21 protein-coding genes are annotated in these 22790 nt (G+C 61.1%); 6 read left to right on the top strand and 15 right to left on the bottom strand.

Going from position 1 to position 22790, the window contains the following annotated elements; translation table 11 throughout:
- Nucleotides 1–42 precede the first annotated feature (42 nt).
- Nucleotides 43–306 carry a hypothetical protein gene (locus tag PH603_RS04615; RefSeq protein ID WP_289504795.1) on the top strand — a complete coding sequence of 88 codons (264 nt, stop codon included), beginning with the start codon at nucleotides 43–45 and terminating at the stop codon, nucleotides 304–306.
- A gap of 35 nt (nucleotides 307–341) precedes the next feature.
- On the opposite strand, the gene PH603_RS04620 is transcribed toward PH603_RS04615, so the two are convergent.
- On the bottom strand, nucleotides 342–1277 hold the full coding sequence (locus tag PH603_RS04620; protein ID WP_289504797.1) for a fatty acid desaturase family protein: 936 nt from the start codon (nucleotides 1275–1277) through the stop codon (nucleotides 342–344).
- Between the two features lie 87 nt (nucleotides 1278–1364).
- On the opposite strand from PH603_RS04620, the gene PH603_RS04625 reads away from it, so the two are divergent.
- The 5 genes from PH603_RS04625 (at nucleotide 1365) to PH603_RS04645 (ending at nucleotide 7312) form a co-directional block, all read left to right on the top strand.
- A complete protein-coding gene (locus PH603_RS04625; protein WP_289504798.1) occupies nucleotides 1365–1958 on the top strand; it encodes a GNAT family N-acetyltransferase in 594 nt (197 codons plus the stop codon).
- 150 nt (nucleotides 1959–2108) lie between these two features.
- Nucleotides 2109–3851, top strand: a complete 1743-nt coding sequence (locus PH603_RS04630) for a peptide MFS transporter (protein ID WP_289504799.1) — start codon at nucleotides 2109–2111, stop codon at nucleotides 3849–3851.
- A gap of 183 nt (nucleotides 3852–4034) precedes the next feature.
- Nucleotides 4035–5471 carry an amidohydrolase gene (locus tag PH603_RS04635; protein WP_289504801.1) on the top strand — a complete coding sequence of 479 codons (1437 nt, stop codon included), beginning with the start codon at nucleotides 4035–4037 and terminating at the stop codon, nucleotides 5469–5471.
- Nucleotides 5468–6727, top strand: coding sequence for an amidohydrolase family protein (locus tag PH603_RS04640; RefSeq protein ID WP_289504802.1), 1260 nt, complete (start codon nucleotides 5468–5470; stop codon nucleotides 6725–6727). Before PH603_RS04635 ends, PH603_RS04640 begins: the two co-directional genes overlap by 4 nt.
- Before the next feature lie 72 nt (nucleotides 6728–6799).
- Nucleotides 6800–7312, top strand: coding sequence for a GNAT family N-acetyltransferase (locus PH603_RS04645; RefSeq protein WP_289504803.1), 513 nt, complete (start codon nucleotides 6800–6802; stop codon nucleotides 7310–7312).
- A 15-nt stretch (nucleotides 7313–7327) separates the two neighbouring features.
- Here PH603_RS04645 and PH603_RS04650 read toward each other — a convergent pair whose 3' ends face one another.
- From PH603_RS04650 to PH603_RS04715, 14 genes are all read right to left on the bottom strand, one after another.
- Nucleotides 7328–8851 carry a serine hydrolase gene (locus PH603_RS04650; protein WP_289504805.1) on the bottom strand — a complete coding sequence of 508 codons (1524 nt, stop codon included), beginning with the start codon at nucleotides 8849–8851 and terminating at the stop codon, nucleotides 7328–7330.
- 50 nt (nucleotides 8852–8901) lie between these two features.
- The gene (locus PH603_RS04655; RefSeq protein ID WP_289504806.1) at nucleotides 8902–9834 is read right to left on the bottom strand and encodes a hydrogen peroxide-inducible genes activator; all 933 of its coding nucleotides are present in this window, start codon (nucleotides 9832–9834) and stop codon (nucleotides 8902–8904) included.
- 682 nt (nucleotides 9835–10516) lie between these two features.
- Nucleotides 10517–11497 (bottom strand): type II secretion system F family protein, encoded by a 981-nt coding sequence (locus PH603_RS04660; protein ID WP_289504807.1) that lies wholly within the window; start codon nucleotides 11495–11497, stop codon nucleotides 10517–10519.
- Nucleotides 11498–11500: 3 nt separating this feature from the next.
- The gene (locus tag PH603_RS04665; protein WP_289504808.1) at nucleotides 11501–12490 is read right to left on the bottom strand and encodes a type II secretion system F family protein; all 990 of its coding nucleotides are present in this window, start codon (nucleotides 12488–12490) and stop codon (nucleotides 11501–11503) included.
- 9 nt (nucleotides 12491–12499) lie between these two features.
- The gene (locus PH603_RS04670; RefSeq protein WP_353507368.1) at nucleotides 12500–14221 is read right to left on the bottom strand and encodes a TadA family conjugal transfer-associated ATPase; all 1722 of its coding nucleotides are present in this window, start codon (nucleotides 14219–14221) and stop codon (nucleotides 12500–12502) included.
- A gap of 41 nt (nucleotides 14222–14262) precedes the next feature.
- Nucleotides 14263–15492: a CpaE/TadZ family protein gene (locus tag PH603_RS04675; RefSeq protein ID WP_289504810.1), complete on the bottom strand. Its 1230-nt coding sequence runs from the start codon at nucleotides 15490–15492 to the stop codon at nucleotides 14263–14265.
- 13 nt (nucleotides 15493–15505) lie between these two features.
- Nucleotides 15506–16165: a CpaD family pilus assembly lipoprotein gene (locus PH603_RS04680; RefSeq protein WP_289504811.1), complete on the bottom strand. Its 660-nt coding sequence runs from the start codon at nucleotides 16163–16165 to the stop codon at nucleotides 15506–15508.
- A gap of 25 nt (nucleotides 16166–16190) precedes the next feature.
- Entirely contained in the window at nucleotides 16191–17648 is a 1458-nt protein-coding gene (locus PH603_RS04685; protein ID WP_289504812.1) for a type II and III secretion system protein family protein, read from the bottom strand.
- Nucleotides 17648–18700 carry a Flp pilus assembly protein CpaB gene (cpaB, locus tag PH603_RS04690; RefSeq protein ID WP_289504813.1) on the bottom strand — a complete coding sequence of 351 codons (1053 nt, stop codon included), beginning with the start codon at nucleotides 18698–18700 and terminating at the stop codon, nucleotides 17648–17650. The genes PH603_RS04685 and cpaB overlap by 1 nt, the downstream gene beginning before the upstream one ends.
- Nucleotides 18701–18850: 150 nt before the next feature.
- Nucleotides 18851–19351, bottom strand: coding sequence for an A24 family peptidase (locus tag PH603_RS04695; RefSeq protein ID WP_289504814.1), 501 nt, complete (start codon nucleotides 19349–19351; stop codon nucleotides 18851–18853).
- 146 nt (nucleotides 19352–19497) lie between these two features.
- Nucleotides 19498–19695, bottom strand: coding sequence for a Flp family type IVb pilin (locus PH603_RS04700; RefSeq protein ID WP_289504815.1), 198 nt, complete (start codon nucleotides 19693–19695; stop codon nucleotides 19498–19500).
- Nucleotides 19696–20075: 380 nt separating this feature from the next.
- Nucleotides 20076–20645, bottom strand: coding sequence for a TadE/TadG family type IV pilus assembly protein (locus PH603_RS04705; protein ID WP_289504816.1), 570 nt, complete (start codon nucleotides 20643–20645; stop codon nucleotides 20076–20078).
- Nucleotides 20632–21195 carry a TadE/TadG family type IV pilus assembly protein gene (locus PH603_RS04710; protein WP_289504817.1) on the bottom strand — a complete coding sequence of 188 codons (564 nt, stop codon included), beginning with the start codon at nucleotides 21193–21195 and terminating at the stop codon, nucleotides 20632–20634. Before PH603_RS04710 ends, PH603_RS04705 begins: the two co-directional genes overlap by 14 nt.
- Nucleotides 21192–22598 carry a Tad domain-containing protein gene (locus tag PH603_RS04715; RefSeq protein ID WP_289504818.1) on the bottom strand — a complete coding sequence of 469 codons (1407 nt, stop codon included), beginning with the start codon at nucleotides 22596–22598 and terminating at the stop codon, nucleotides 21192–21194. The genes PH603_RS04710 and PH603_RS04715 overlap by 4 nt, the downstream gene beginning before the upstream one ends.
- Between the last annotated feature and the right edge of the window lie 192 nt (nucleotides 22599–22790).

A 22790-nucleotide genomic window follows, 5' to 3' on the forward strand; every position in this document is an offset into this window, starting at 1 on the left:
ATAACAATCGTTCAAACGATGTGACGACGACAGGAGGACACAATGAAACTTGCCCACGCCCTTATTCTGCCCGCAATCGGCCTTGCGCTTGGTGGCTGCGTGATCAATGCCGGTGACGGCCATGATTACCGCCGCGACTGGAAGTCAGAGCGCTATCCCGGCGGCTATATGACCGTGACGCTGAAAAACGGCGACACCGAGACATTCGGCTGCCAGAAGGATATGGAGCCTTATGTGCTGAAGAATTCCGACGGCACGGCAGACGCCTACGGTTGCAAGCCGCTGAACGCACCAAGCCCGAACTGAGCGTACGCCTCAGGCGAACAGGGTGAAAGGCGGCTTCAGGCCGCCTTTTCCGTTTTCAGCCCGGCATTGAGGCGCAGGATATCGAGATAGCCTTTACGGATTTCCATCCGCTCCGTAATGCCCTGTGCCTTCAGGATATCGTGCAGCTCCGGCAGGCGGTAGCAGGGCACGTAAGGCATCAGGTGATGCTCGATATGATAATTCACCCAGTAAGGCGCGAAGAAAGCCCGCTCGATGGGGTTCGCAAGCGTCGTGCGGCTGTTGCGCAAGGGGTCGGCGAGGTCCGGCACGGTGGCATGTTCGGCGATATTTCGCACGCGCAGCGCCAGCGGATAGCTGGTCATCAGCGGCAACAGCCATAGAAGCAGGAAGATATCGATACGCCCAAGCCCCGCGAGGCAGACGAACAGCAGCGCATGAAAGGCGAGCGGACGGCTGTAATAGTGCCACACGCCGGCCCATCCGGCTTTCGCTTTCACAAACCGGAACAGGCCGATCTGGCCGCGCCAGAAGGCGATGCCGGTGATATCGCGCAGGAATTTCCGCCCCATGCTGGTGCGGCTCACCGGGAAGGGCGTGTACAGGAAGTTTTCGGGGTCGTCATCGGTGCGGGTGAAGCGGTGATGCGCCATGTGCCGCTTGCGGTAGGCGCCCATATCAACAAGCACCGGGGCACCGGCTGCCCATACCGCGAGCGTTTCGTTCAGCCGCCGCGTGCGGAAGAGCATGCCGTGGCTGCCTTCATGCATCAGGATGGCAAGGCCCAGCTGGCGCCCGCCAACGAGGAGCCAGCCAATGAGCCATGTGGCCGGATTGGGGACAAAGGCATAAAGCGCCCAGGCGGCAATGATCACACCCCAGCAATGTACAAGAAGCCAGAAACCCATCAGGTCTGACCGCTGACGCAGGCGGTGCGACTGTTCGCTCGTCAGGATGTCCGACGGCTTGAGGGTTTGCCACTGAGTTGACATACGCTTGTTTCCCTCTCCATTTCCCCGTTGCCATTGTCGCAAAGGAAGGCAATGCTGGCCAGAATAAAAAGACGGGGGAGTCCAGCAATGTCGTCGGCGATTGTGGAACTGGGGCAGCACGAGCATGACCTGATCGGCGATATCATCGCGGACGGCTTTGCCGATGATCCGGTCAATCTCTGGGCCTATCAGGGCACATCGGGCATGCGGCCTGTGTTCACCATGCTCGCCCGTCACCTGTATCTGCCGCGCGGTTACGGCCACAAAACGGCTGACGGATCGGCGGGTGCCCTGTGGCTGCCGCCCGACAGCTCGTTCGACCTGCCCCTGTGGCCGTCGGTGCAGGTGGCCGCGACGCTTTTGAAGCATGGCGGCATGAGATCGGTCGCCAATATCCTGAAGCTCGATGCCTTCATGAAAAGCCGCAAGCCCAAGGCGCGCTATCATTATCTGTTCGCGATTTCGGTTCGTGCCGACCGGCAGGGGCAGGGCCTTGGCGGCGCCCTGATGCGCGAAGGCCTGAAGCGGGCGGATGCTGACCGGTTGCCGGCCTACCTTGAAAGTTCGAAGGCATCGAACGTGCCATTCTACCGCGCCCATGGCTTCGAGGTGATCGAGGAAGTGGTGCCGGCTGCGGGCTGCCCGCCCATGTGGCGCATGTGGCGCGAAACAAGGCCCTGAATCAGGGTTTATTGCCAGATCGTTACCGATTCCGCTTTTACCCGCCGGGCTTCTGTGGTTTTTAAAGCTCAGGCCGGGCGGCTGACCGATTCCGCGGGGGGCGGACGGAGCGAGACCACGGCGACAATCAAAATAACTTTCGGGGATGATATGGCTGAAACTCACCTTTCCGAACGTGCCGGTTCGCAGGAACGCGAATTTCTTGGGCATCCGATCGGCCTTGTGGTCTGCTTCCTGACCGAGATGTGGGAGCGCTTTTCCTACTATGGCATGCGCACCATCCTGGTCCTTTATCTTGTAAAATATCACCTGTTCGACGCCGGCAAGGCGAGCATGATTTACGGCGCCTACGCCGGGCTCGTTTACATGATGCCCATCATCGGCGGCTACCTTGCCGACCGGTATCTCGGCAGCCGCAAGGCGGTGACCTACGGTGCCATCCTGCTGGTGGCCGGGCACAGCCTGATGGCCGCCCACGGCCCGCACGCCGAACGGTATCTCACCATTGATGGCAACGAATATCAGGTCGAGTTCGTCGAAGCGGCTGAAAACAAGACGAGCGAAGCCGAGTTCATCACCATGGACGGCACGCGTTACCGCGTGGACGCGGTGAAGGACGAAAGCGGTCGTTCGGCCGGGATCAATCTCGTGGCCGAGGGGCAGGATACCCGCCTGATCGCGACGGCTGACTATGACATCCGTATCAAGCAGCACAGCGAATATCTGAGCATCTTCTTCCTTGCGCTCGCGCTGATCATCACCGGTGTCGGCTTCCTGAAAGCCAATATCTCGACGATTGTTGGTGCGCTTTATGGCCCGAAAGACCCGCGCCGCGACGGTGGCTTCTCGATCTTCTATATGGGGATCAACCTCGGTTCGGTGCTCTCCACCGCGCTTGTCGGTTATGTGGGCGAGAAATACGGCTGGAACTACGGCTTTGGCCTTGCCGGCATCGGCATGCTCTTTGGCTTGCTCGTCTTCCTTGGCGGCCAGAAGCTTCTGGAAGGCCGCGCCGAACCTACCAATCCGGCGATCCTGAAAGAGAAGTCGCCGATTGGCATCAACAAGGAATGGACCATTTACCTGAGCGGTATCCTGATGGTCGCCCTTGCATGGTTCCTGATGCACTATCAGGACTTCGTTGGCCAGCTTCTGGGCGTTTCGGGCTTCGTGATGGTCGGCATCCTTGTGCTGTACAGCATCATGAGCTGCGAGAAGGAAGACCGGCAGCGCCTGTGGGTCGCCACCTTCCTGATCGTGTTCCAGATGTTCTTCTGGGCGCTGTTCGAGCAGCAGGCCGCAAGCCTGACGCTGCTTGCCGATCAGCAGTTCGACCTTGATTTCCTTGGCATCACTTTCCTTGCATCGCAGGTACAGTTGCTGAACCCGCTGTTCATCGTGATGTTTGCGCCGGTGATGGCATGGCTCTGGGTGAAGCTGAACCACAAGAATGCCGAGCCCTCGACCCCGGCCAAATTCGCCATCTCGATGCTGCTGATCGGCCTTGGCTATGTGGTCTTTGCGTGGGGCATGGGGCTGGATGACAGCACCGAGAAGAGCTTCCTGTGGATGGTCTTCATCTATCTCTCGCTGACGCTTGCCGAGCTTTGCCTGTCGCCCGTTGGCCTGTCGATGGTGACGAAGCTGAGCGCGCCCCGTATCGTCGGCATGGTGATGGGAACTTGGTTCCTGTTCACCGCCATGGGCAACTATGCGGCGGGCTGGATCAGCTCGCTTGCCGGTGCTGCCGAACACGGTGCTGACGCAGGCCTCCTTGATATGACGGCAACGATGGATGTTTACACGACCATCGGCCTGATCGCGATCGGGGTTGGCGCCTTCATCTTCGTGATGACGCCCCTTCTGAAAAAGGGCATGCACGGCGTCCACTAAGTGGCGTTTTGATGCGAAAATCCGGCGGCGGGCCTTTGGGTCCGCCGCTTTGTTTTTGGGCATGTGTCAAATCTGCGTGCGGTAAACCAATGTTTACCACGGAAGTAGGTGACAGGCCGCTCGTGCCATTGCTACGCTGCACCGCGAAGTGCCCGGAAAGGGACCTCACAGGGAGGCTAGAAAATGACACGTTGGAAAGCGTCGGCGCACCGCCGACTGGCTGCCGGTATTGCCGTTGCCGCCGTGGCTGCGACCCTCGCGGCCTGCTCACCGGAAGGCGAGCGTCAACCCTTTGTCGGGATCGACAAGGACCCGTTCCCGTCCACCTATACCCCGCTTGAAAGCCAGACGACGCTGATCGTCAATGCCAACATCTATGACGGTGTGGGCGGCGAGATCGAAGGCGGCGCTATCCTCATGGAAGGCGGCAAGATCAAGGCGATTGGCCAGTCCATCGCAGCGCCCGACGGCGCCAGGGTGATCGATGCAGCCGGTCGCTGGGTCACGCCCGGTATCATCGACGTGCACAGCCACCTCGGCGTTTATCCAAGCCCCGGCGTATCGTCGCATTCGGACGGCAACGAAGTAGGCGAGCCGGTGACGGCTGACGCATGGGTCGAGCATTCGAACTGGCCGCAGGACCCGGGCTTCTGGCGCGCGGCAGCGGGCGGTATCACCGCGCTGCAACTGCTGCCGGGTTCGGCAAACCTTGTGGGCGGTCGTTCGGTCACGCTGAAAAACGTTCCGGGCCGCACCGGGCAGGACATGAAGTTCCCGGGTGCGCCCTATGGCATGAAAATGGCCTGCGGCGAGAACCCGAAGCGGGTTTATGGCAGCGGCGACCACAATGTGCTGCACCGGCCTTCGACCCGCATGGGCAACGTGGCGGGTTACCGTCAGGCCTGGGCGGATGCCCAGAATTATTCGCGCGAATGGAAGAAGTACGAAGCCGACTATAAAGCCGGTAAGAACGTGCTGCCGCCGAAGCGCGACCTGAAGCTCGAGACGCTCGCGGGCGTGCTTGACGGCGAGATTCTGGTGCATATGCACTGCTACCGCGCCGACGAGATGGTGACGATGATCGACGTGATGAAGGAATTCAATTACCAGATCGCGTCGTTCCAGCATGCGGTGGAAGCCTACAAGATCGCCGACAAGCTTGCCGAGAACAAGATTTGCGGCGCCATGTGGGCCGACTGGTGGGGCTTCAAGATGGAAGCCTTCGACGGCATCCGCGAGAATATCCCCTTCATGCATGAAGCCGGTGCCTGCGCCATTGTCCATTCGGACGACGACATCGGTATCCAGCGCCTCAATCAGGAAGCCGCCAAGGCACTTGCGGACGGCCAGCGGGCCGGCGTGAAAGTGACCAAGGCAGAAGCCTGGCAGTGGCTCAGCCTCAACCCGGCCAAGTCGCTCGGTGTTGGTGACAAGACCGGTTCGCTTGAGGTCGGCAAGGATGCCGACGTCGTGCTGTGGTCGGCCAACCCCTACAGCGTTTATGCCAAGGCGGACGTCACCTTTGTGGACGGCGCCGTGACCTATGACCGCCATGACCCGGCGAAGCGTCCGGTTTCGGACTTTGAGCTCGGCCAGCCCGGTGAAGGAGACATGAAATGAAGATGATCCGTTCCATGCTCGCCCTGTCGCTGCTGGCAGGGGTTTCGGCGGCGGCCATGGCCGAGAATATCGCAGTGACCGGCGGCACCGCCTACACCAAGGGTGGCTATGGCAAGGTTGAAAACGCAACCGTGCTGATCGCTGACGGCAAGATCCAGTCGGTGACCGCCGCTGGCGAGGTGCCTGAGGGCTACAAGGTGATCGATGCCGCGGGCAAGATCGTCACGGTTGGCCTGATGGTTTCCGAAACCACGCTTGGCCTCACCGAGGTCGGCTTCTCGGCCGGTATCGATGATGGCAGCGCCAAGGGCGACGCGTCGATCCCGCTGGACGCCGCCGATGGCATCAACCCCGACAGCGTCCTTATTCCGGTGACCCGGATCGAAGGCGTGACCCGCGCTTACACTGGCCTTGAAGGCTCCAAGGACATGTGGCTTGGCCAGGGGGCAGTGATCCATCTCGGCAACGGCCCGGACCTTGTGGTGAAGCGTCATGCAGCCCTCGGGCTTGAGCTTGACGAGGGCGCCGCGTCCAGCAACGGCGGCAGCCGTGTGGCGCTTTGGTACTCGGTACGCTCGAAGCTCGACGGCGCCAAAGCTGGCGGCAAAGAGGACAAGGACGACAAGGACAAGAAGGAAGCCAAGCCCGACCCCGAGAAGGATGCACTGACCCGCGTCCTGAAGGGCGAGCAGCCGCTTCTGGTTCAGGCTGACCGCGCCTCGGACATCCGCAAGGTGATCGAGCTGAAGAAGGCTTATGGCGTCAGGGTCATCCTCGTGGGTGCAGCCGAAGCCTGGCGTGTGGCCGATGAACTGGCCGCCGCGCAGATTCCGGTGATCGTCAATCCGGTCCAGAACCTGCCGGGGTCGTTCGATACGCTCGGTGCCACGCAGGAAAATGCTGCGCGTCTCCATAAGGCGGGTGTCAAGATCGCGCTTGTCGGCCTTGGTACAGACAATGCGCGCCTGATGCCGCAATATGCGGGCAATGCGGTGGCGAACGGCCTGCCGTGGGAAGCTGCGATGGACGCCATGACGGTGAACCCGGCCGAGATGTTCGGCGTGGCGGACAGCTATGGCACGCTCGAAGCCGGCAAGGATGCCGATGTGGTTGTCTGGTCCGGTGATCCCTTGGAGCTTTCCTCAGCACCCGATCACGTGCTGATCAAAGGCGAGGAAATCCCGCTGGTGAGCCGCCAGACCAAGCTTGCCGCGCGGTATCATCCGGTAAGCCGCGCGCCCGAATACAAGCGCTGAGGACGAAGGTCCGATTGCGCTGACAAGAAGGGGCTGCTGCGGCGGCCCCTTTTTTCAGTGGAGGGAGGAACGATGAGCGAAGCTGACAGCAAGCTGCATGTGAAGCCGGTGCCTGATGAGGACGCGGAAGCCTTCCGCGCCATGCTGGATGAGCCGGAAGTGGCCCGCAACACCGGCAGCATCCCCAAACATCCCGACATGGCCTGGACGCTGCAGCGCCTTGCCGATCGCCGCCGTATCGAGGCGGAAACCGGCGAGATGGTGGATCGGGGTGTGTATCTGGGTGACACGCTTGTGGGCATGGCGACCTTCTTCCGCAACAAGGCGGGTGAGATCGAGATCGGCTATCTGGTGCATGCCGACTGGCGGGGCCGTGGCATCGCCACCTATGCCTGCCACTCCGCCATCGCGCTTGCCCGGTCGTTCGGGCACACGGGGCTTCTGGTGGCCGCCTATGCCAAGGACAATCCCTCAAGCGGACGGGTGCTTGAAAAAGCAGGCTTCACGCCGAACGGCGAAGGCAGTTTCACCTCACTCGGCCGGGGCGGCGATATCGATTGCTGGCGGATGCGGCTGGAGCCCTGAGGCTCCCGCCCTTCATCATTCCTTCTTGTCTTTTTCGGGAGTTGTCGGCGCCTGCAGCGGGATCGGCGCATTGAGACGCTCCAGTACCCGCACCGCATTCATGTTCGTCGGATCGATCTGCAGCGACTTCTGATAGTTCGCGATGGCGGCATCCTTGTCGCCAGAGGCCAGCTTGGCTTCGCCAAGGCTGTCCCACACATTGGCCGAATTCGGATAGTCGCGGGTGTTGAGCTCGAAAAGCGTGAGCGCCTCGGCGGTCATGCCCTTGAACAGCAGCTCGTAGCCGACCTTGTTGATGATCAGTTCGGTCGACAGCGTCTGGAAATTGGGGTCGGCGCGGAAGGCGTCATAGCGCGCCAGCGCGTCTTTCGTCTGGCCCGACCGCATCAGCACATAGAGCCGGTCACCGATCATCTCGAGCGGATTGCCAAACTGCGGGTCGTAGATGGAGGCGATGCCTTGCGCCAGCGTCGGCAGCTGGAAGGGCAGGTGCGAGCCGTTGATCTGCAGGATGATGGTGACTTCCTTGGCCTTGCCGTCGCGCGGCACGAAATGGCGGATGTCGCCAAGGCCTGCACCGTTCGCGCCGAAGACCTCGAAGCGCGGGGTTGCAGCATATTCGAACAGCGGAGTGAAGGGCTGTGGCCGGTCGCCGTCCGTTTCGGGCGTCATGGCAGCCTTCAGCGTCTTCTTCGAAAGGATTTTGCCGGACAGCAGCAGGCGCATCCAGTCGGCGATTTCGGCTGAGGAGGCATTGAGGCCAAGGGTCGCAAATTCAAAACGCGGCAGGTCAAGATCGCTGCGGCGCTCGAGCGTCAGGCCTTCGGGGCCGGGCGGCAGGGCCTGATAAATCTCGGACCGGTTGGGGATCAGCACGCGGCTGCCGCCATAGGCCGCATCCGTCAGCTGGTAGCGCTCGAAAATCTCGCTTTTCATGAAGCCTTCAAACGGGCGGCCCGATGCTTTTTCAACGACAGCGGCGAGAAGCAGGTCTTCAGTGCGGCTGATGCCGGCTCGGGTGCCGGGCTCAAACGCGAGCGGGGCACGCGCGGCGACCAGCACAGCTTCATCGGCGCTTGCCGGTGCGCGCCCGCCATTGAACGACGGGTTGGCATAGTCGGCGAGGCCGGACCGGCGGGTCAGCAGGTGACGCACCGTGATGGCCTGCCATTTGGCGGGCAGGGCCGGCAACAGCACCCGGATAGAATCGTCAAGCTTCAGCTTGCGGTCCTCTACGAGTTCCAGCACCGCTGCCGCATTGAAGAAGCGGGTCATGGTGGCGAGCGGGAAGCGCGTGTCACGGTTCACCGGCACCTGATGTTCGATGCTGGCCGTGCCGTAGGTCTGCACATAGGAGGTTTTGCCGTCCACCAGTACAGCAAGGCTCATGCCCGGAACGCCGTAGCGTTCGATGGCGAGGCGCAGGTAGGCATCCAGCTCGCGGTCCGGCGTTTCGGCGCGCGCGAGGCCGGGAAGAAGGACAAGGACGCTGAGTGCCAGAATAGCGGCGAGGCGGAAACGGTGGAGAGTGGCGGTCATGGAAATTCCCGGTTTGTGCAGGCCAATAGCTTCGATTGTGGATGACGGTATCATGCGGCCCCCCGGGCGCGATCACTTTTCGCCTCTGACGGGCGCATAACGCGCTGGATGGTGCGGCCAAGGGCTTCGAACGTGGTGGCGCGCGGGTTGGTATGCCGCCAGATCAGGCCGATGGTGCGCACCGGCGTAGCGTCCGAGAAGCTTGCCACTTCGACGCCCGCGTCTGCTGCCAGGCCGGCTTCCACGGCCATACCGGGCAGCAGCGTGATGCCGTGGCCTGCTGCCACCATCTGAACGATGGTGTGCAGACTGGTGCCGGCAAGGGCGGCCTCTGCCGACTTGCCCATCAGGGCACAGGCAGCAAGGGCGTGATCGCGGAGGCAATGGCCTTCTTCAAGGAGCAGCAGCTTTTCCTGCGAAATCTGGTCGCGGCGGATCGTCTTCCCCGGCGCCTTGCCCGGTGGATAGGCCGCCACGAAGGGGTCCTCGAAAAGCGGCATCTCGACAACCTCGCCGCAGGCATAGGGCAGGGCATAAAGCACGAGGTCGAGGTCGCCGGTGCGGATCAGCTCGCAGAGCTCGGACGATTTATCCTCGCGGAGATGCAGCTCGATCCCCGGCAGGTCGGCCCGGATCGCCGGCATGATCCGCGGCAGGATGAAGGGCGCGATTGTCGGGATGATGCCGAGGCGCACGATGCCGGTCAGCGGATCCTTGGCGGCGGCGGCCATGCTGGTCAGGTCCTCCACGTCGTTCAATATCTTCTGTGCGCGGCGCACCACTTCCTGCCCGATGGCTGTGAACATCACGTTGCGTTTCGTGCGCTCCACAAGCTGCGCGCCGAGGAGACTTTCGAGCTCCTGGATACCGGCAGAGAGTGTCGATTGTGTGACGTGGCAAAGGGCGGCGGCCTTGCCGAAATGGTTCGTGCGGTGCAGCGCCGTCAGATACTTGAGCTGTTTGAAGGTGGGCGGAAATATCATCGACTTTACCGATCAGAGTGAGAGGTTCAATTCGTTGGATCGATTATAGGCAGGTCCGGCATACTTGCCAACAAGAAGACAAACACAGGTCGATGATCAACGACAGCGACAAGACGATCAGACCAGAGCTTCCCTGCAGCACAGGACGCAGGGTGATGAAGCGCAGTGCCGGGATGTCCTGAAAAGGCTTCCTCGCTGGCCACGGCAGGACCAAGGCACTGCGGCCGAGGGCGGCGGAGGACAGGAAATTTGTGCGGCAAAGTATACAAGCGCTGCAGCAAAGTGATCCGTTCGCCGACATTTGCGTAAGAATCAACAGCCCCCCAGCCGGACCCGTTTGCCCCCTTGCTAGCCCGGGGTCCGGCACAGCCGGGGCGGCGCGTCACCGGGTAACCGGTGGCGCTGCCGCCCCGGATGCTTTCCCGGCCAATCCCCAGAATTCCCACGGTTTTTGCAAAAAAAATGGCCGGGTATTAAAACCCGGCCCGAGTCACGACAGCGAGGATATTGCGGTCACGCGAAGCGCGTCCGCAATATGGAGCAAGCGCAAGGAGCGCTCGCTCGCACCTCTAAATTTACATCTATGTATCGCCGGGTCAATGATTCTCTGTGCTGAACAGGGGATTAACCATGTTTAATGTGGCGGAATTGTGCGCATTGCGCGCGAAACTCCACTTCGGCGTCACCGGTTGATGAAGTTATCCGACATCCGGCAGGCCGCAGGGCCAATCAGCACCACAAACAGCGCAGGCATGATGAAGAGAATGAGCGGTACGGTCATGATGGCCGGCAGGCGCGCGGCTTTCTCTTCCGCCTTCATCATGCGCTCGTTCCGGAACTCGGCCGACAGCACACGAAGTGACGTGGCAAGCGGAGTACCGTACCGCTCGCTCTGGATCAGTGTGGTGACCACGCCGCGCAGTGCCGGCAGGTCAACCCGTTCGGCCAGGTTCAATAGTGCCGTGCGGCGCTCGGGCAGGAAGCCGAGCTCGATGGAGGTGAGGCCGAACTCTTCGGCAATCTCCGGCGTGGCACGGCCCATTTCCTTCGCGACCCGCTGCAGGGCGGTATCGAGCGTGAGGCCGGCTTCCGCGCAGACGACCATGAGGTCAAGCGCGTCAGGCAGGCCCTTGCGCAGGGCTTCGGTACGTTTCAGCTTGGCGTTCGTCACCAGAAGGTCAGGGAGCTTGTAGCCCGCGAATACGGCACCGATGGAATAAAGCGGATAGAAGGCTTTCTTGTCCGGCAGGACGCCGAGGCCATAGAAGAAGAAGACGGCAAGCAGGCCGAAGAGCATCGGCAGCACCAGCCGCGCCACCTGATAGGCGACAAGCGCCTCGTTCGAGCGGTAGCCGGCTTGCACCAGAAGGGCCTGGGTCTTCTTGGCCTGTTCGTTCTGCAGAAGCTTCAGCTTGTCGGCGAGGACCCGCATCAGCCCGCCCGAATCCGCCTTCTTGACCTGTGATGTGCGGCGCTTGGTCGTGACAAGGCCGGCCTTCAGCATCTCGCGGCGGTCCTGCAAGGCTTTCACACGGCCCTTCATCGGGTCGCGAACAAGGGCTGCCTGATAGACAGCGAACATCACCACGAAAGCGACAAGCCCTGTCATGATCGACAGGAGGTCGATCATGTTGATGCCAAGAATATCTTCAATCGCCTGCACGCTTCACACCTCGAAATTGACCATGCGGGCCATGATGAAGACCCCGACACCCATCCAGACGAGCCCGGCAATCAGGGCAATCGTACCCTTTGGGTTGATGAACAGTTCCATCGCGTAGCCGGCGTTCACGGTCATCAGGAGGCCGAACATGATGAAGGGCAACAGCCCCACGATCCATGCGCTGGCCTTGGCTTCTGACGACAGGGCTTTGATCTTCAGCTTCATGGCGTGGCGCTGGCGCAGGATGCCACCAAGGTTGGCGAGCGTTTCGCCAAGGTTGCCGCCGGTTTCGCGCTGCACGACAAGGCTGATGACAAAGAATTTGAACTCGGCCGTATCCAGCCGGTTGGCTGTATCCCAAAGGGCATCTTCAAGCGTGCGACCGACGCGCATCGAATCCGCGATGCGCTGGAACTCGGTGCCGGTGGGTGCCGTCAGTTCGCGCCCGATGTTGGCGATGCACTCATTGACCGGCAGGCCGGACCGCAGACCGCGGACCATCAGGTCGATGGCTTCGGGGAACTGGTCGGTAAAGCGCCCAATACGGCGCTTCATCATGATGCCAACCACGAAGTGCGGACCGCCGACACCGGCAACCACGCCGAACCCGAGGGCCAGCACGAAATTGATGCCAAGAATGAGGGCGACAAGCAGCGTGCCGATCGCGATACCGCCGCAGATCATGGCATAGCGGCCGAGCGTGATGGTGAGGCCGGCTCGCACAAGGCGGGCCTGCAGCTCTTCTTTCTTCGGCATCATGTCGGCAAGGATGCCGGCTAGCCCCGTTTCTTCCTGTCCGACCCGGATCGAACGACCGGACTGCGGACCACCGCGCGCGCCTGCCACGAAACGCGCCTTGAAACGATCAAGCTTTGCCTGCGTTTCCTTGCGCGTCTTGCCAAGGAGCATGGTGAAAAGCAGACCGCCGCCCACCAGCACGAGCATGGTAAGCCCGATGACGATCAGCATGATTTGGGAGTTCATGGTTTCCATAGCGCCCCCTTACCCGTTCATCGCGTCCATGAGGGCGCGGCCAAGGCCGAAATATTCTGCCTTCGGCAGGAAATGAGGGCGAACCCCGGTGGATTTGAAATCGCCGACCAGACGACCGCTTTCGTCCTCGCCCGTGAATTCGAACTTGAACAGATCCTGCGTGGTGATCACGTCGCCTTCCATGCCCACCACTTCGGTAACGTGGGTGGTGCGGCGGCCACCGTCGCGCATCCGCTGCACCTGCACGATCAGGTCGAGCGACGAGGAAATCTGCTCGCGGATCGCCTTCGTGGGCAGGTGAAGGCCTGCCATGTTGACCATGTTTTCAAGGCGGGTCAGGGCCTCGCGCGGGCGGTTGGCGTGGATGGTGCCCATCGAGCCGTCGTGGCCGGTGTTCATGGCCTGCAGCATGTCGATGGCCTCGCCGCCCCGAATCTCGCCAAGGATGATACGGTCCGGGCGCATGCGGAGGGCGTTTTTCACGAGGTCGCGCATCGTGATCTCGCCCTGGCCTTCAAGGTTCGCAGGGCGGGTTTCAAGACGCACCACGTGCGGCTGTTGCAGTTGCAGCTCGGCCGCATCCTCGATGGTGACGACGCGCTCGCCCTTGTCGATCATGCGTGACAGGGCGTTGAGCATGGTGGTCTTACCCGAACCCGTACCACCCGAGATCAGGATATTCAGGCGGCAGGCGCCGGCGATTTTCAGAAGTTTTGCAAGCGGCGGCGAGATACTCTTGAAATCGAGCATCTTGTCGAGCGTGATCTTGTCTTTCGCAAATTTCCGGATCGAGATCGAAGCGCCGTCGATGGCGAGCGGCGGAATGATCACGTTCACGCGGCTGCCGTCCATCAGGCGGGCGTCGCAGATCGGCGAGCTTTCATCGACGCGGCGGCCAACAGCCGACACGATACGCTGCGCGATGTTCAGCAGGTGCTGGTTGTCGCGGAAGGTGACGTCGGTCAGCGCCAGCTTGCCCTTGCGTTCGGCGTAGACCTGCCTTGGGCCGTTCACCATGATATCGGTGACAAGCTCGTCCGCGAGCAAGGGCTCGAGCGGGCCGAGGCCCAGCATATCGTCAAGCAGCAGGCTGACGAGGTCGCGCTGCTCGGTCAAGTTCAGGTGGATCTTTTCCTGCACCAGCAACTCGCCGACGACTTCGCCGACCTGTTCGGCAAGCTCGGGGCGCGGCAGTTCGGCGGCGGCGGCGGGGTCGATATGCTCCATCAGAAGCGGCTGGACCTTTTCCTTGGCCTCAATGAGCGTCTGTTTCTTGCGGCCTTCCTTCTCCTTCGCGGCAGAAGGGGCTGCGGTCATCTCGTCGCCAATGGAGCCGATGGTCGATTCCACCTCGTTGAGGAGGTAGGTGACGATATCGGCGCTTTCCTGCGAGCTTGGCTCCAGCCCGGCATTGGCGGCGAGCTCCGCCACGAATTTGCTCAGCCGTGTGGTGATTTCGGCCTTTGTCGACATGCGGACTTCGTCCGCCGTCAGCAGATCACGCAGGCGGCCTTCGGCGAGGGCGGCGAGATAATCAACGATATCGCCGGACGGGCTCGGAGGCGGCGGCAGGTCGTCGGCGGGTGTGTCGAAAACGGGTTCCTGCGGTTCGTCGAGCAATGCAGAAGCATCGAAAGACGCGGGCGCGTCGGATTGTCCGGGCTGCCCCTTGCCGAAGCCGCCGGGCCGCCCGAATGTCCGCTGTCTTTTCCCGAATGCCGTTGCTTTCATACCTGCCTACCGTCTACTGCCACAGACGAACCGTCAGTCCATCACCGTTTCAGCAATTTCCCGATCCACGAAGCCTTCTTGGCCTTATCGCCGCTGGTGCCCGCATCGAAACGACGGGAGAGCGCGGCCAGCGCCTGCGACATTTTGGAGCCCGGCACCGCATCCATGATCACCGTCCCTTTGCGCGAAGCCATCAGAAGGCTTTTTGCATCAAGCGGGATGGAAACAGCCACCGATGCCTCGATCGAAGCTTCGAAGTCCTTGTCTTCCACTTCATTCTGGCCCGGCACGGTCATGGACGCAACCACATGGAGGGTCGCATCGGGCTTCACCGATTTGATGTGGGACATCAGGCGGATACAGTCGCGGGCCGAACGCAGGCTGAAGTCGGTCACCAGCACGATGTCGGTCGCCGAATTCAGAATATCGGAATGGTCTGCGAGCGCCCCGCGCGGCAGATCCACCACCACGGTGTTGTAATTGTCCGAAAGCGCCTTCACGAGATGGTCAAGGGCGCCCGCATCAGGTTCCCGCAGGGAACCAACGGGGGCTTCGGTGCCGAGGATCGAAAGCCTGTCGATCGGCTTCACCACGGCGCGCTCCAGGAACAGGCCATCCACCCGGCTCGGGTTTTCCAGCGCATCGGCAAGGCCGCGACCGGGCTCCAGATCGAATAGGAGCGCGCTGACGCCGAAATAAAGGTCCATATCGAGAAGGACGGTCTGTTCGCCGCCCTGGGCACGGTCCCACGCGAGGTTTGCCGCAATCGTGCTGGCACCAAGGCCACCGCGCACGCCGATCACCACGATCTGATGCTTGTCGCCGGGGGCTTTCTGGGCCTGTGCCGGCTCTTCCTCAGCCACCGCAAGTGCATTCAGGGCCGATACGACCGATTCACGCAATTGCGCCGGGTCAAGCGGCTTGACGAGATAGTCGTGCACGCCAGCGCCGATCAGGTCGCGGTAAAGTGTCACATCGTTGAGTGTGCCGAGCGCCAGAACCATGGTTTCCTGCTGGCATACTTCAGCCAGCGCCTGCATGTCGGCGCGCGGATCAACCGATTCGGACAGGTCGACGATCAGGAACTCGGGCACCGGCATGGCGCCAAGTGCACGCACGGCACCAGCGATGCCGCCGCCGAAGATCATGTCGACCGCAAGACCCTGTTCGCCCGCGATGGGGGCAAGGAGCTTGCCGGTCAGGTCATCGCACACCCACGCGCCAAACTGTTCGCGATCGAGGGCTGCTTTCTTGTTGCCTGCTTTCTGCATCTCACGCTTTCCCCTAGTTACCGAAGAGCGAATTCAGCGCGCGCGAAACGGTGGTGTTGTTGCCACCATCTGCTGCCGCTTGCTGGTGCGTCTTCGCCCGACCGGTTGCCTGCGGGTTCGGTTGTGCGCCGTCCGGTTTCCTGCCACCGACCAGATCGGCAGGGTCTGCCACCATCAGCGCAAGGTTCGCATTGGTTGCGCAGCCGAAGCCCGACGAGGTGTTGTTGAACTGGTTGTCGCTTTTTGTATCGACCCAGTTGTTGCACGAGGGCGGTGTGACCACGTGCCGCTCGACATAGAGAACGAGGTCGCCGGAAGCGGGTGTTGCGCCGAAGGCTGCGAAGCCTTGAACTTCAAGGCCGCGGGCGCGAACGAAATCGGCAATCGCGCCGATCCGGTCTGGTGATGCGGCGGCGGCACCATCAAGGAAGAGGCGGTCGCCATACCCGGCCTTGATGCCATCAAGGAAGGCGCCAAGGGCGACATAGGTGACGTTGGACGGTGTTGCCGTGCCATCGCTTTCCGCGTTGATCACATGGGTCAGGCGCACCATCTGCACTTCGGCGCGGACGGGCGCGTCGATTGCGTGGGGCACCTGTTCCTGACCGCCGCAGGCGGCAAGGCCCAGGAGCGAGCCGGAAATCATTCCGAGGCGGGCGATTTTATGGATCATGGTCATTTCCCTGTCCCTTCCTCACTCAATTGATCTGGAAGCCAGCGCGTTCCTTGCGGGAAACGCCGGTCTGCTGGTCCATCGGGGCAGCCTTGTCGCCGGGCTTGGCGATGTAGGCCTGACCGCTGGTGATGCGGTCGAGATCGCCCTTGGCTTCGAAACCATCGGTCGGCAGAACGATCTGGCGGTCCGAAACCGGCTCCACAAGATAGGGCGTGACGACGATCAGAAGCTCGGTCTCGTTGCGGCGGAAATCGTCGCTCTTGAAGAGGGCACCAAGGATCGGAATATCACCAAGGCCCGGATATTTGGTGGCGTCCTGCGTGGTGCGGTTCTGCAGGAGGCCCGCAATTGCGAAGGATTGGCCGCTGCCAAGTTCGACAGTGGTCTGTGCCCGACGGCTTGAGATTGCGGGTACGCTGATGCCGTTGATATCGATGGCGCCGGCGGTTGAAAGTTCACTGACCTCAGGCGAGACCGCGATGTTGATGCGGCCGCTGTCGAGCACGGTCGGCGTGAAGGCAAGCGACACACCGAACTGGCGGAACTGGATACCGAAGGCGCCGCCCGTGGAACTCGGGACCGGGATCGGGAATTCGCCGCCAGCGAGGAAGCTTGCCTGCTGGCCCGACTGGGCTGTCAGGTTCGGTTCGGCCAGCACGCGCAGGAACCCGTTTTGGTCGAGCGCGTCGATGGCGAAATTGAGGTCAATCCCGTGGGCGCCGTAATTGAAGACGGTGCGGGTGCCCGACTGCGGGAAGGCAAAGGATTGCACCGGCAGACCGGTGACCGGGTCAGCGATGGTGCTGACATAATCAGCACCCTGCGCGATGCCGAACAGGAAGTCGGTGCCGAAGAGGCTTTCCCAGTTCACGCCGAACTGCTTCATCGCAGAGCGCGAGACTTCGGCAATGCGGACCCGCAGGTTCACCTGCGTCGGCTGCACAACGCCGATCCGGTTGAGGATGGTGAGCGAACCGCTGCCGAACGAGGTTGCGAGGTTTTCGGCCAGTGCCGCTTCCTCGGGGCTCGAAACCGTGCCCTCGAGAATGAGGCTGTTGCCGAGGATGGCGGTTGCGAGCCTGTATTTCGGCAGCATCCGCTTCAGCGCGACATTGAGCGATTCCAGATTCTGGGTCGTCTCGATATGCGCCGAATAGATGGTGCGGTCTTCACTGTCGAGCGCGAAGAGCGAGGTCTCGCCGCGGTTCTTGCCGAAAACATAGACCACGCGGGGCGATTTCACCTGGATGTCGGCGACGGTCGGGTCAGCGACGAAAATTTCGGTCGCGGGACGGTCGAGCCGGATCAGGCGGCCGCGCCCGATTTCGAGCGAGATTTTGGAGCCTGCCGCCGGGGCGACGATCGAGGCGCCTTGCTGGCGCTCGGTCTGGTCGCCGTCAGCGAGGACGGGCAGGGCCATGAAGGGCACGACGAGCGCGGCCTTGCAGGCGAGTTTGAGGGTAGAGAGCCGCGTACGCATCAGTTGGCTCCTTCGTCATCTGCCGGCGCGTCGCCGTCGTTGATTTCCTGGCCACCTTCGGTCGGTGTACCGACAAGCGAAGCGCCACTCGAACCTGTGCGTTTCACGGGCATGCCCTCGCCGGAATCGAGCGGAACCATGCGGGTAGCAGTGCTGCCGCGATAAACTGTGATGATGTTGTCGTTGGCGACATCCCCCATCTTCGGCATGAAGTTGCCGATATCCGAATCGACGGCGTAGGAGCCGCTGACATCGCGGGGCTGGTCGCCATCGGGCACGCCGTTGGCGGCAAGGCTGCGCAGCGAAAGCGACAGGTCACCGATTTCATCAAGCACCAGAATGCGCTCCACCATTGCGGGCGGCAGCTCAAGCGTTGCCGAGCTCGGCGCTTTCTTCTTCTTGCCTTCAACAGGACGGGCTTCGCTTGCATCATTGAGGGCCAGCATGCGGATGTTTTCCATCACCGTTTCGCTGACCGTATGCATGCGGCGAATCTGGCGACCGTTTTCGTAGGCGGTGCGCTGCACATCATGAGTGAGGATCACATCGACCCGGTCGCCAGGCTGGGCGAAGCCGCCAACGCCGGTGTAATTATTGACCTGCACCGTCATGGCGCGCATGCCCGGGGTCAGGGCCGCTGCCACATAACCGCGCTCGCCCGGGGCCACAAGCGAGGTCCGGGTGATCGGCTCGCCTGCGGCGAAGCCCATGCGAACGACCTTGCCGCTTGTCTTGTCGCGGTCGCGCAGCTTGGCTTTTTCTTCGTCCGTTTTGGCTTTCTCGATCGTCTTTTGCGCGGTGGCAGCATTGGTGCTGCCTTTCGAGATATAATTGACGTCGATGCCGCTATCCGGCCAATCGCGCCAGATGACATCGGTTGCGGCCAGAATGGTGCCCGGCGGCAGGTCGCGCGCAGCGACCAGAACCTGCACCTTCGGCGCCTCTTCGACGGGGCGCTGGGTCTGTCCTGCCAGATAGGACCGTGTGGCCATTACCACCAGAAGCACACCCAGTGCCGCGACGGCCAGAAACAAGATCGCGCGGATATTCATGATAGGAACCTCCTCGGTCCGGCATGCCGGAGAGCATCTGCCAATGCTCTTTCAGCTCTTGCCGCGCTGCCATGACCGCCCCCAAGGCTATCATATCGCACGGATATTGCCGAAATCATGCGCCCCATATAGTTAACATTGCGTTGGGAATTAGCTAAAAAGCGCGCGAACATCGCCGATCTCCACCCATAAGCCTGCGCAGGCAATTGCAACGCCATAAGGCACTTGCGCCGCCCGCGGGTCCACAGCCACACCGGTGCGACGCATCCATGAGCGGATTGCCATCACCAGCGCCAGAAGGCCGCCTGTCATCGCCATCACGAAGGCGAACAGGAAGGCCTGGCCACTGCCCACAAAAAGCGCGGTCGCCGCAATCAGCTTCACATCCCCGCCTCCCATTGCACCGGCCGCGAAAAGCGCCAGGGTGACAAGGAAGAATGCCGCTGCCACAGCAACAGGGATGAGGAAAGCTTCAAGGGCGGGCACGCCCGATAGCCAGTTCAGGAAAGCGTAGGGGAGGAAAAGCAGCGCCAGAACAAGCGTTAACTTGTTCGGTATGCGCCGCTCGCGAATGTCTCCGAAGGCGGCGACCAGCAATAGAATGCCGACCGCAGCCTGAAGGAGAAGCTTGGATATGATTATCCCGTCCATGCCTGCCTGATTTCCCCTGATGGGGACCGGCCTGCCCTTCAAGGGCTTGTTCCGGTCCTCAAGGAAAAGGCCGCCGGAGACCTTTATCTCCAGCGGCCTTCCGTTCTTAGAAAGCGAAACGCATTGCCTGATGCGCCGGCCGATTATTACGGCGTCGGAGCTGCGGCTTCTTCGGTAGCGCCTTCGATCTTGGTGCCAACGTCGCCAAAGAGGTCGTCGAGGGCGGTGCCAAGAGCGGTGAGGGTGCCGACGAGTACTACTGCGATCAGGGCGGCGATAAGGCCGTATTCGATTGCGGTGGCGCCTTCTTCGTTCTTGCGAAGCTTGCGGATAAGTTTGGTCATGTTTGGTCTCCAGCTGCCAAGTTTGGATAGCCCCACTATGCGAGGGAGAGTTAAACAAAAGGTTAATGCGTTTAAAAACCCCCCTTCGATATCAAATAGTTAGCCAGCATTTAGTGTAAATAACAAGGAAAATTTTAGACAAGTTGGTTAACCATTACGAACTAAGGAGAATTGAGGGTGGGTGCAGGACCGGCTTGTCAAATCAAGGCCTGTGGCAACCTGCGGCCGGAGCCTGGCGAAAATGCTGCGGCAGGGGGCAGGGAGCCCGCCAGTGCGCGACTCGGTATCTGAAAGCGACTATCTGATGGATAAATAGGGAGAATCGCCTGACGTTGCAGGCAGCGATTCGCGCAGAAACAACGATAGATTCAGGGATGGAATCAGGGAAGGACGGCTTGCAGCGAGCCGATCCGCGGGCGGAAATAGGCGATGCGGTGCAGGGTCGTTGCTCCGAACACATCAAAGATGAGCGGTTCATACCGGTAGAAATACTCGGTGATGATCACCGTTTCATTCGGGTTGACCTCAATGTCATAAGGCATGGTGATATGGTCACCTTCCTCCCCGAGCGTGCTTTCCACCGAAAGTGTGCCGGATCCTTCACGCTGCCAGAAGATGCTGGGCGTTTCGCCTTCCACCTCGCTGATCGCGGTGATGATCATCTTTGATTCATCGGCCACCGGATAGGGCGTCATGATCTGCGGGACGGCTTCGAAAATGTCGGTCACGACGCTTTCGTAGATCTTTTCATCCCGCGTGGTGAGGTCAGCGATCGCCACCACGGTATGCTGCATCTTCAGGTGCAGCAAAAGATAGTTGCTGGCTTCCAGCGTGCCGGATGCGAGCGTCAGGTAAAGCGGGATACCAAGCGCTGTCTCGGTGAGGATCGAGGCGCCTTCCTCGACGCGCAGGCGGCGCAGCAAATTGCGGGTGCATTCAATAAGGTTCATTGCGCACCGCCACAGCTGCTTCTGCAGGAAGGGCCTTGGCGATCCAGGGCATCATCCCGGTCAGGCTTTCCACGCTATATTGCACCCGGTAAAGCACGATGTCGCCGGCGTTGCCGAGGCCAACCGTGCCGACGTCTTCGTCCCACTCGCCATTGCCATTGATATCGGTGAAGGGTTCGCCTTCATCGTAAACCTCGTTGGCATTCTCATCGAGATAGGGCTCGGATTCGCCGATGTCTTCGAAGTTTTCGTAGACGAGGGTGTTGATCTCGACGGCATCCATGTCTACCCGACCGAAGGTCTGGGTGGCGATCATCTCGCGAACCACATCGTCGCGCGATACACCCTCGGTCTCGTTACCGGTGATGCCGAAACGCGATGCCTTGAGCACGGCATGCTCAAGCGCCGAGGCGACGAAATAATAGTTGGCGATCTCGAGCGTGCCGACGATCAGCGACAGGACAACAGGCAGCGCCAGCACCATCTCGACGGCGGCGACGCCGTCGTCTTGTTGCCTCAGGGCCGTGAGGGTGCGGCGAAGCCGGATCATTGCGAAAGCCTCAGGTTCGAAAGCTGCTTGCCGATGGTATCGAACACCTCGGCCAGTTCTTCATCATTCGGTGCATGATAATAGAAACTCGTGTTCGATGCACAGGTCCGATACAGCGATTTGGTCTGGCTATTTGGCGATGAGCCAAAGGTGATCGTATAGAGGATGATGCCTTCGGCTTTCATGTCGGCGCAGGTGTTCGCCAGTTTGGTGTCGAGAATGGTCTGACCGTCCGGCAGACTGTAAACACCCATGTCGTTGAGGCGGCCGTAGGCGGTATAGTCCGACCCGTCCGGGCCTGCGGTTCCGCTTGTCGTGGTTCTCAACTTGCTGCCATCCATATAGTAGCGGTAGTTCCAGTCATAGAACTGGTTGGCGCCGTCGGTGAGCAGCACCACAACCTTGTTCATGAAGGGCGTATTGTAAGCAAGCGGTAGGTTCGCCGGCGAATCACCGCCCCACAGGCCGCGCCAGCCGGGGCTGATCACGCGCCAGCCCCACACAAGGCCGAGGTTGCTGGCCGTGCCGCCGCGGTGCCAGGGCAGCATTTCGTCGATCGCTGCAAGGACTGTCGCTTTAGAGGCAACAAGCGGCGTGATCGCCGGGCCGCAACCAAGGTTCGGGCCGCGACCGTCATTCTGGGCATTGTTTCCTTCATTGAGGAAATATTTTCCCGACGACGGGTTCCACATATTGTCCGTGCTGTTTGCCCAGTACATAGAGGTGAAGGGTGCATCATCCGGCGTTTCGTCGGTCTCGTCACCGTCGCCCTCGCGGGCCATGACGCAGCCTTTCCAGGAGGACGGGGAATATTTTCCGTTCGCGATATCATTCCGGCTGTCCCAGGTCAGCCAGTCGCTGTGCTGGGAGCCGATATTGACCATTGCCGTATAGGGGACAAGGCCAACCCACAGGTTGGGGTTGGTGTCATTGTCGCCGTAGACGGTTTCGACGAGGTCAGCTGCAGCATTTTTCATCGCCGTGATGGCGGTGCCGCGCATCGAGCCGGTATTGTCCATCACCAGCACCAGTTCCATCCCGCGGGTTTCGCGGGTGATCTCGGTGCTCGCATTCACGTTGATCTTGTCGTAGCCGAAAAGCCGCATGAAGGTGGTGGCGACCTTCGCCGTGCCGGTCACCGTGATGACCTTGTTGTTCGGCGAAATGTCGATGTCGAAATCGGGGTCGATTGCCACACCGCCGGCGGCGGACATGTTGGCATAGAAGAAATCGTTGGCGTCGGATTCCATCTGGTCTTCGTACATGGCGTGACCAGCGGCAAGGCCGGCGGAATCGAGCGACTTCTGCAGCACATCGTGCACGTAGAACATGCGGGTGGCGTCGATCGCGAGCCCGGCCGCACCAATACAGGTGATAATCCCGCTTGCGATAATCGGCATCATACTGCCGCGTTCGTCCCGCCCGAGCGATAGGAGCTTCCTGCGAAACGAGTGTCGTTTCAACTCTGCCATGGTTCGTCCTGCCTTTCGGGTCCTCCTGCCAGAGAATCCCGTGCCGTCAGTGTGGTGCAGCAACCGGAGGACGTAAAGGAACGAATATAATTGTAATCAAATGCGAGAAATCAGCAGGGCAAG

Source organism: Gimibacter soli, from assembly GCF_028463845.1.
GTDB classification, from domain to species: domain Bacteria; phylum Pseudomonadota; class Alphaproteobacteria; order Sphingomonadales; family Kordiimonadaceae; genus Gimibacter; species Gimibacter soli.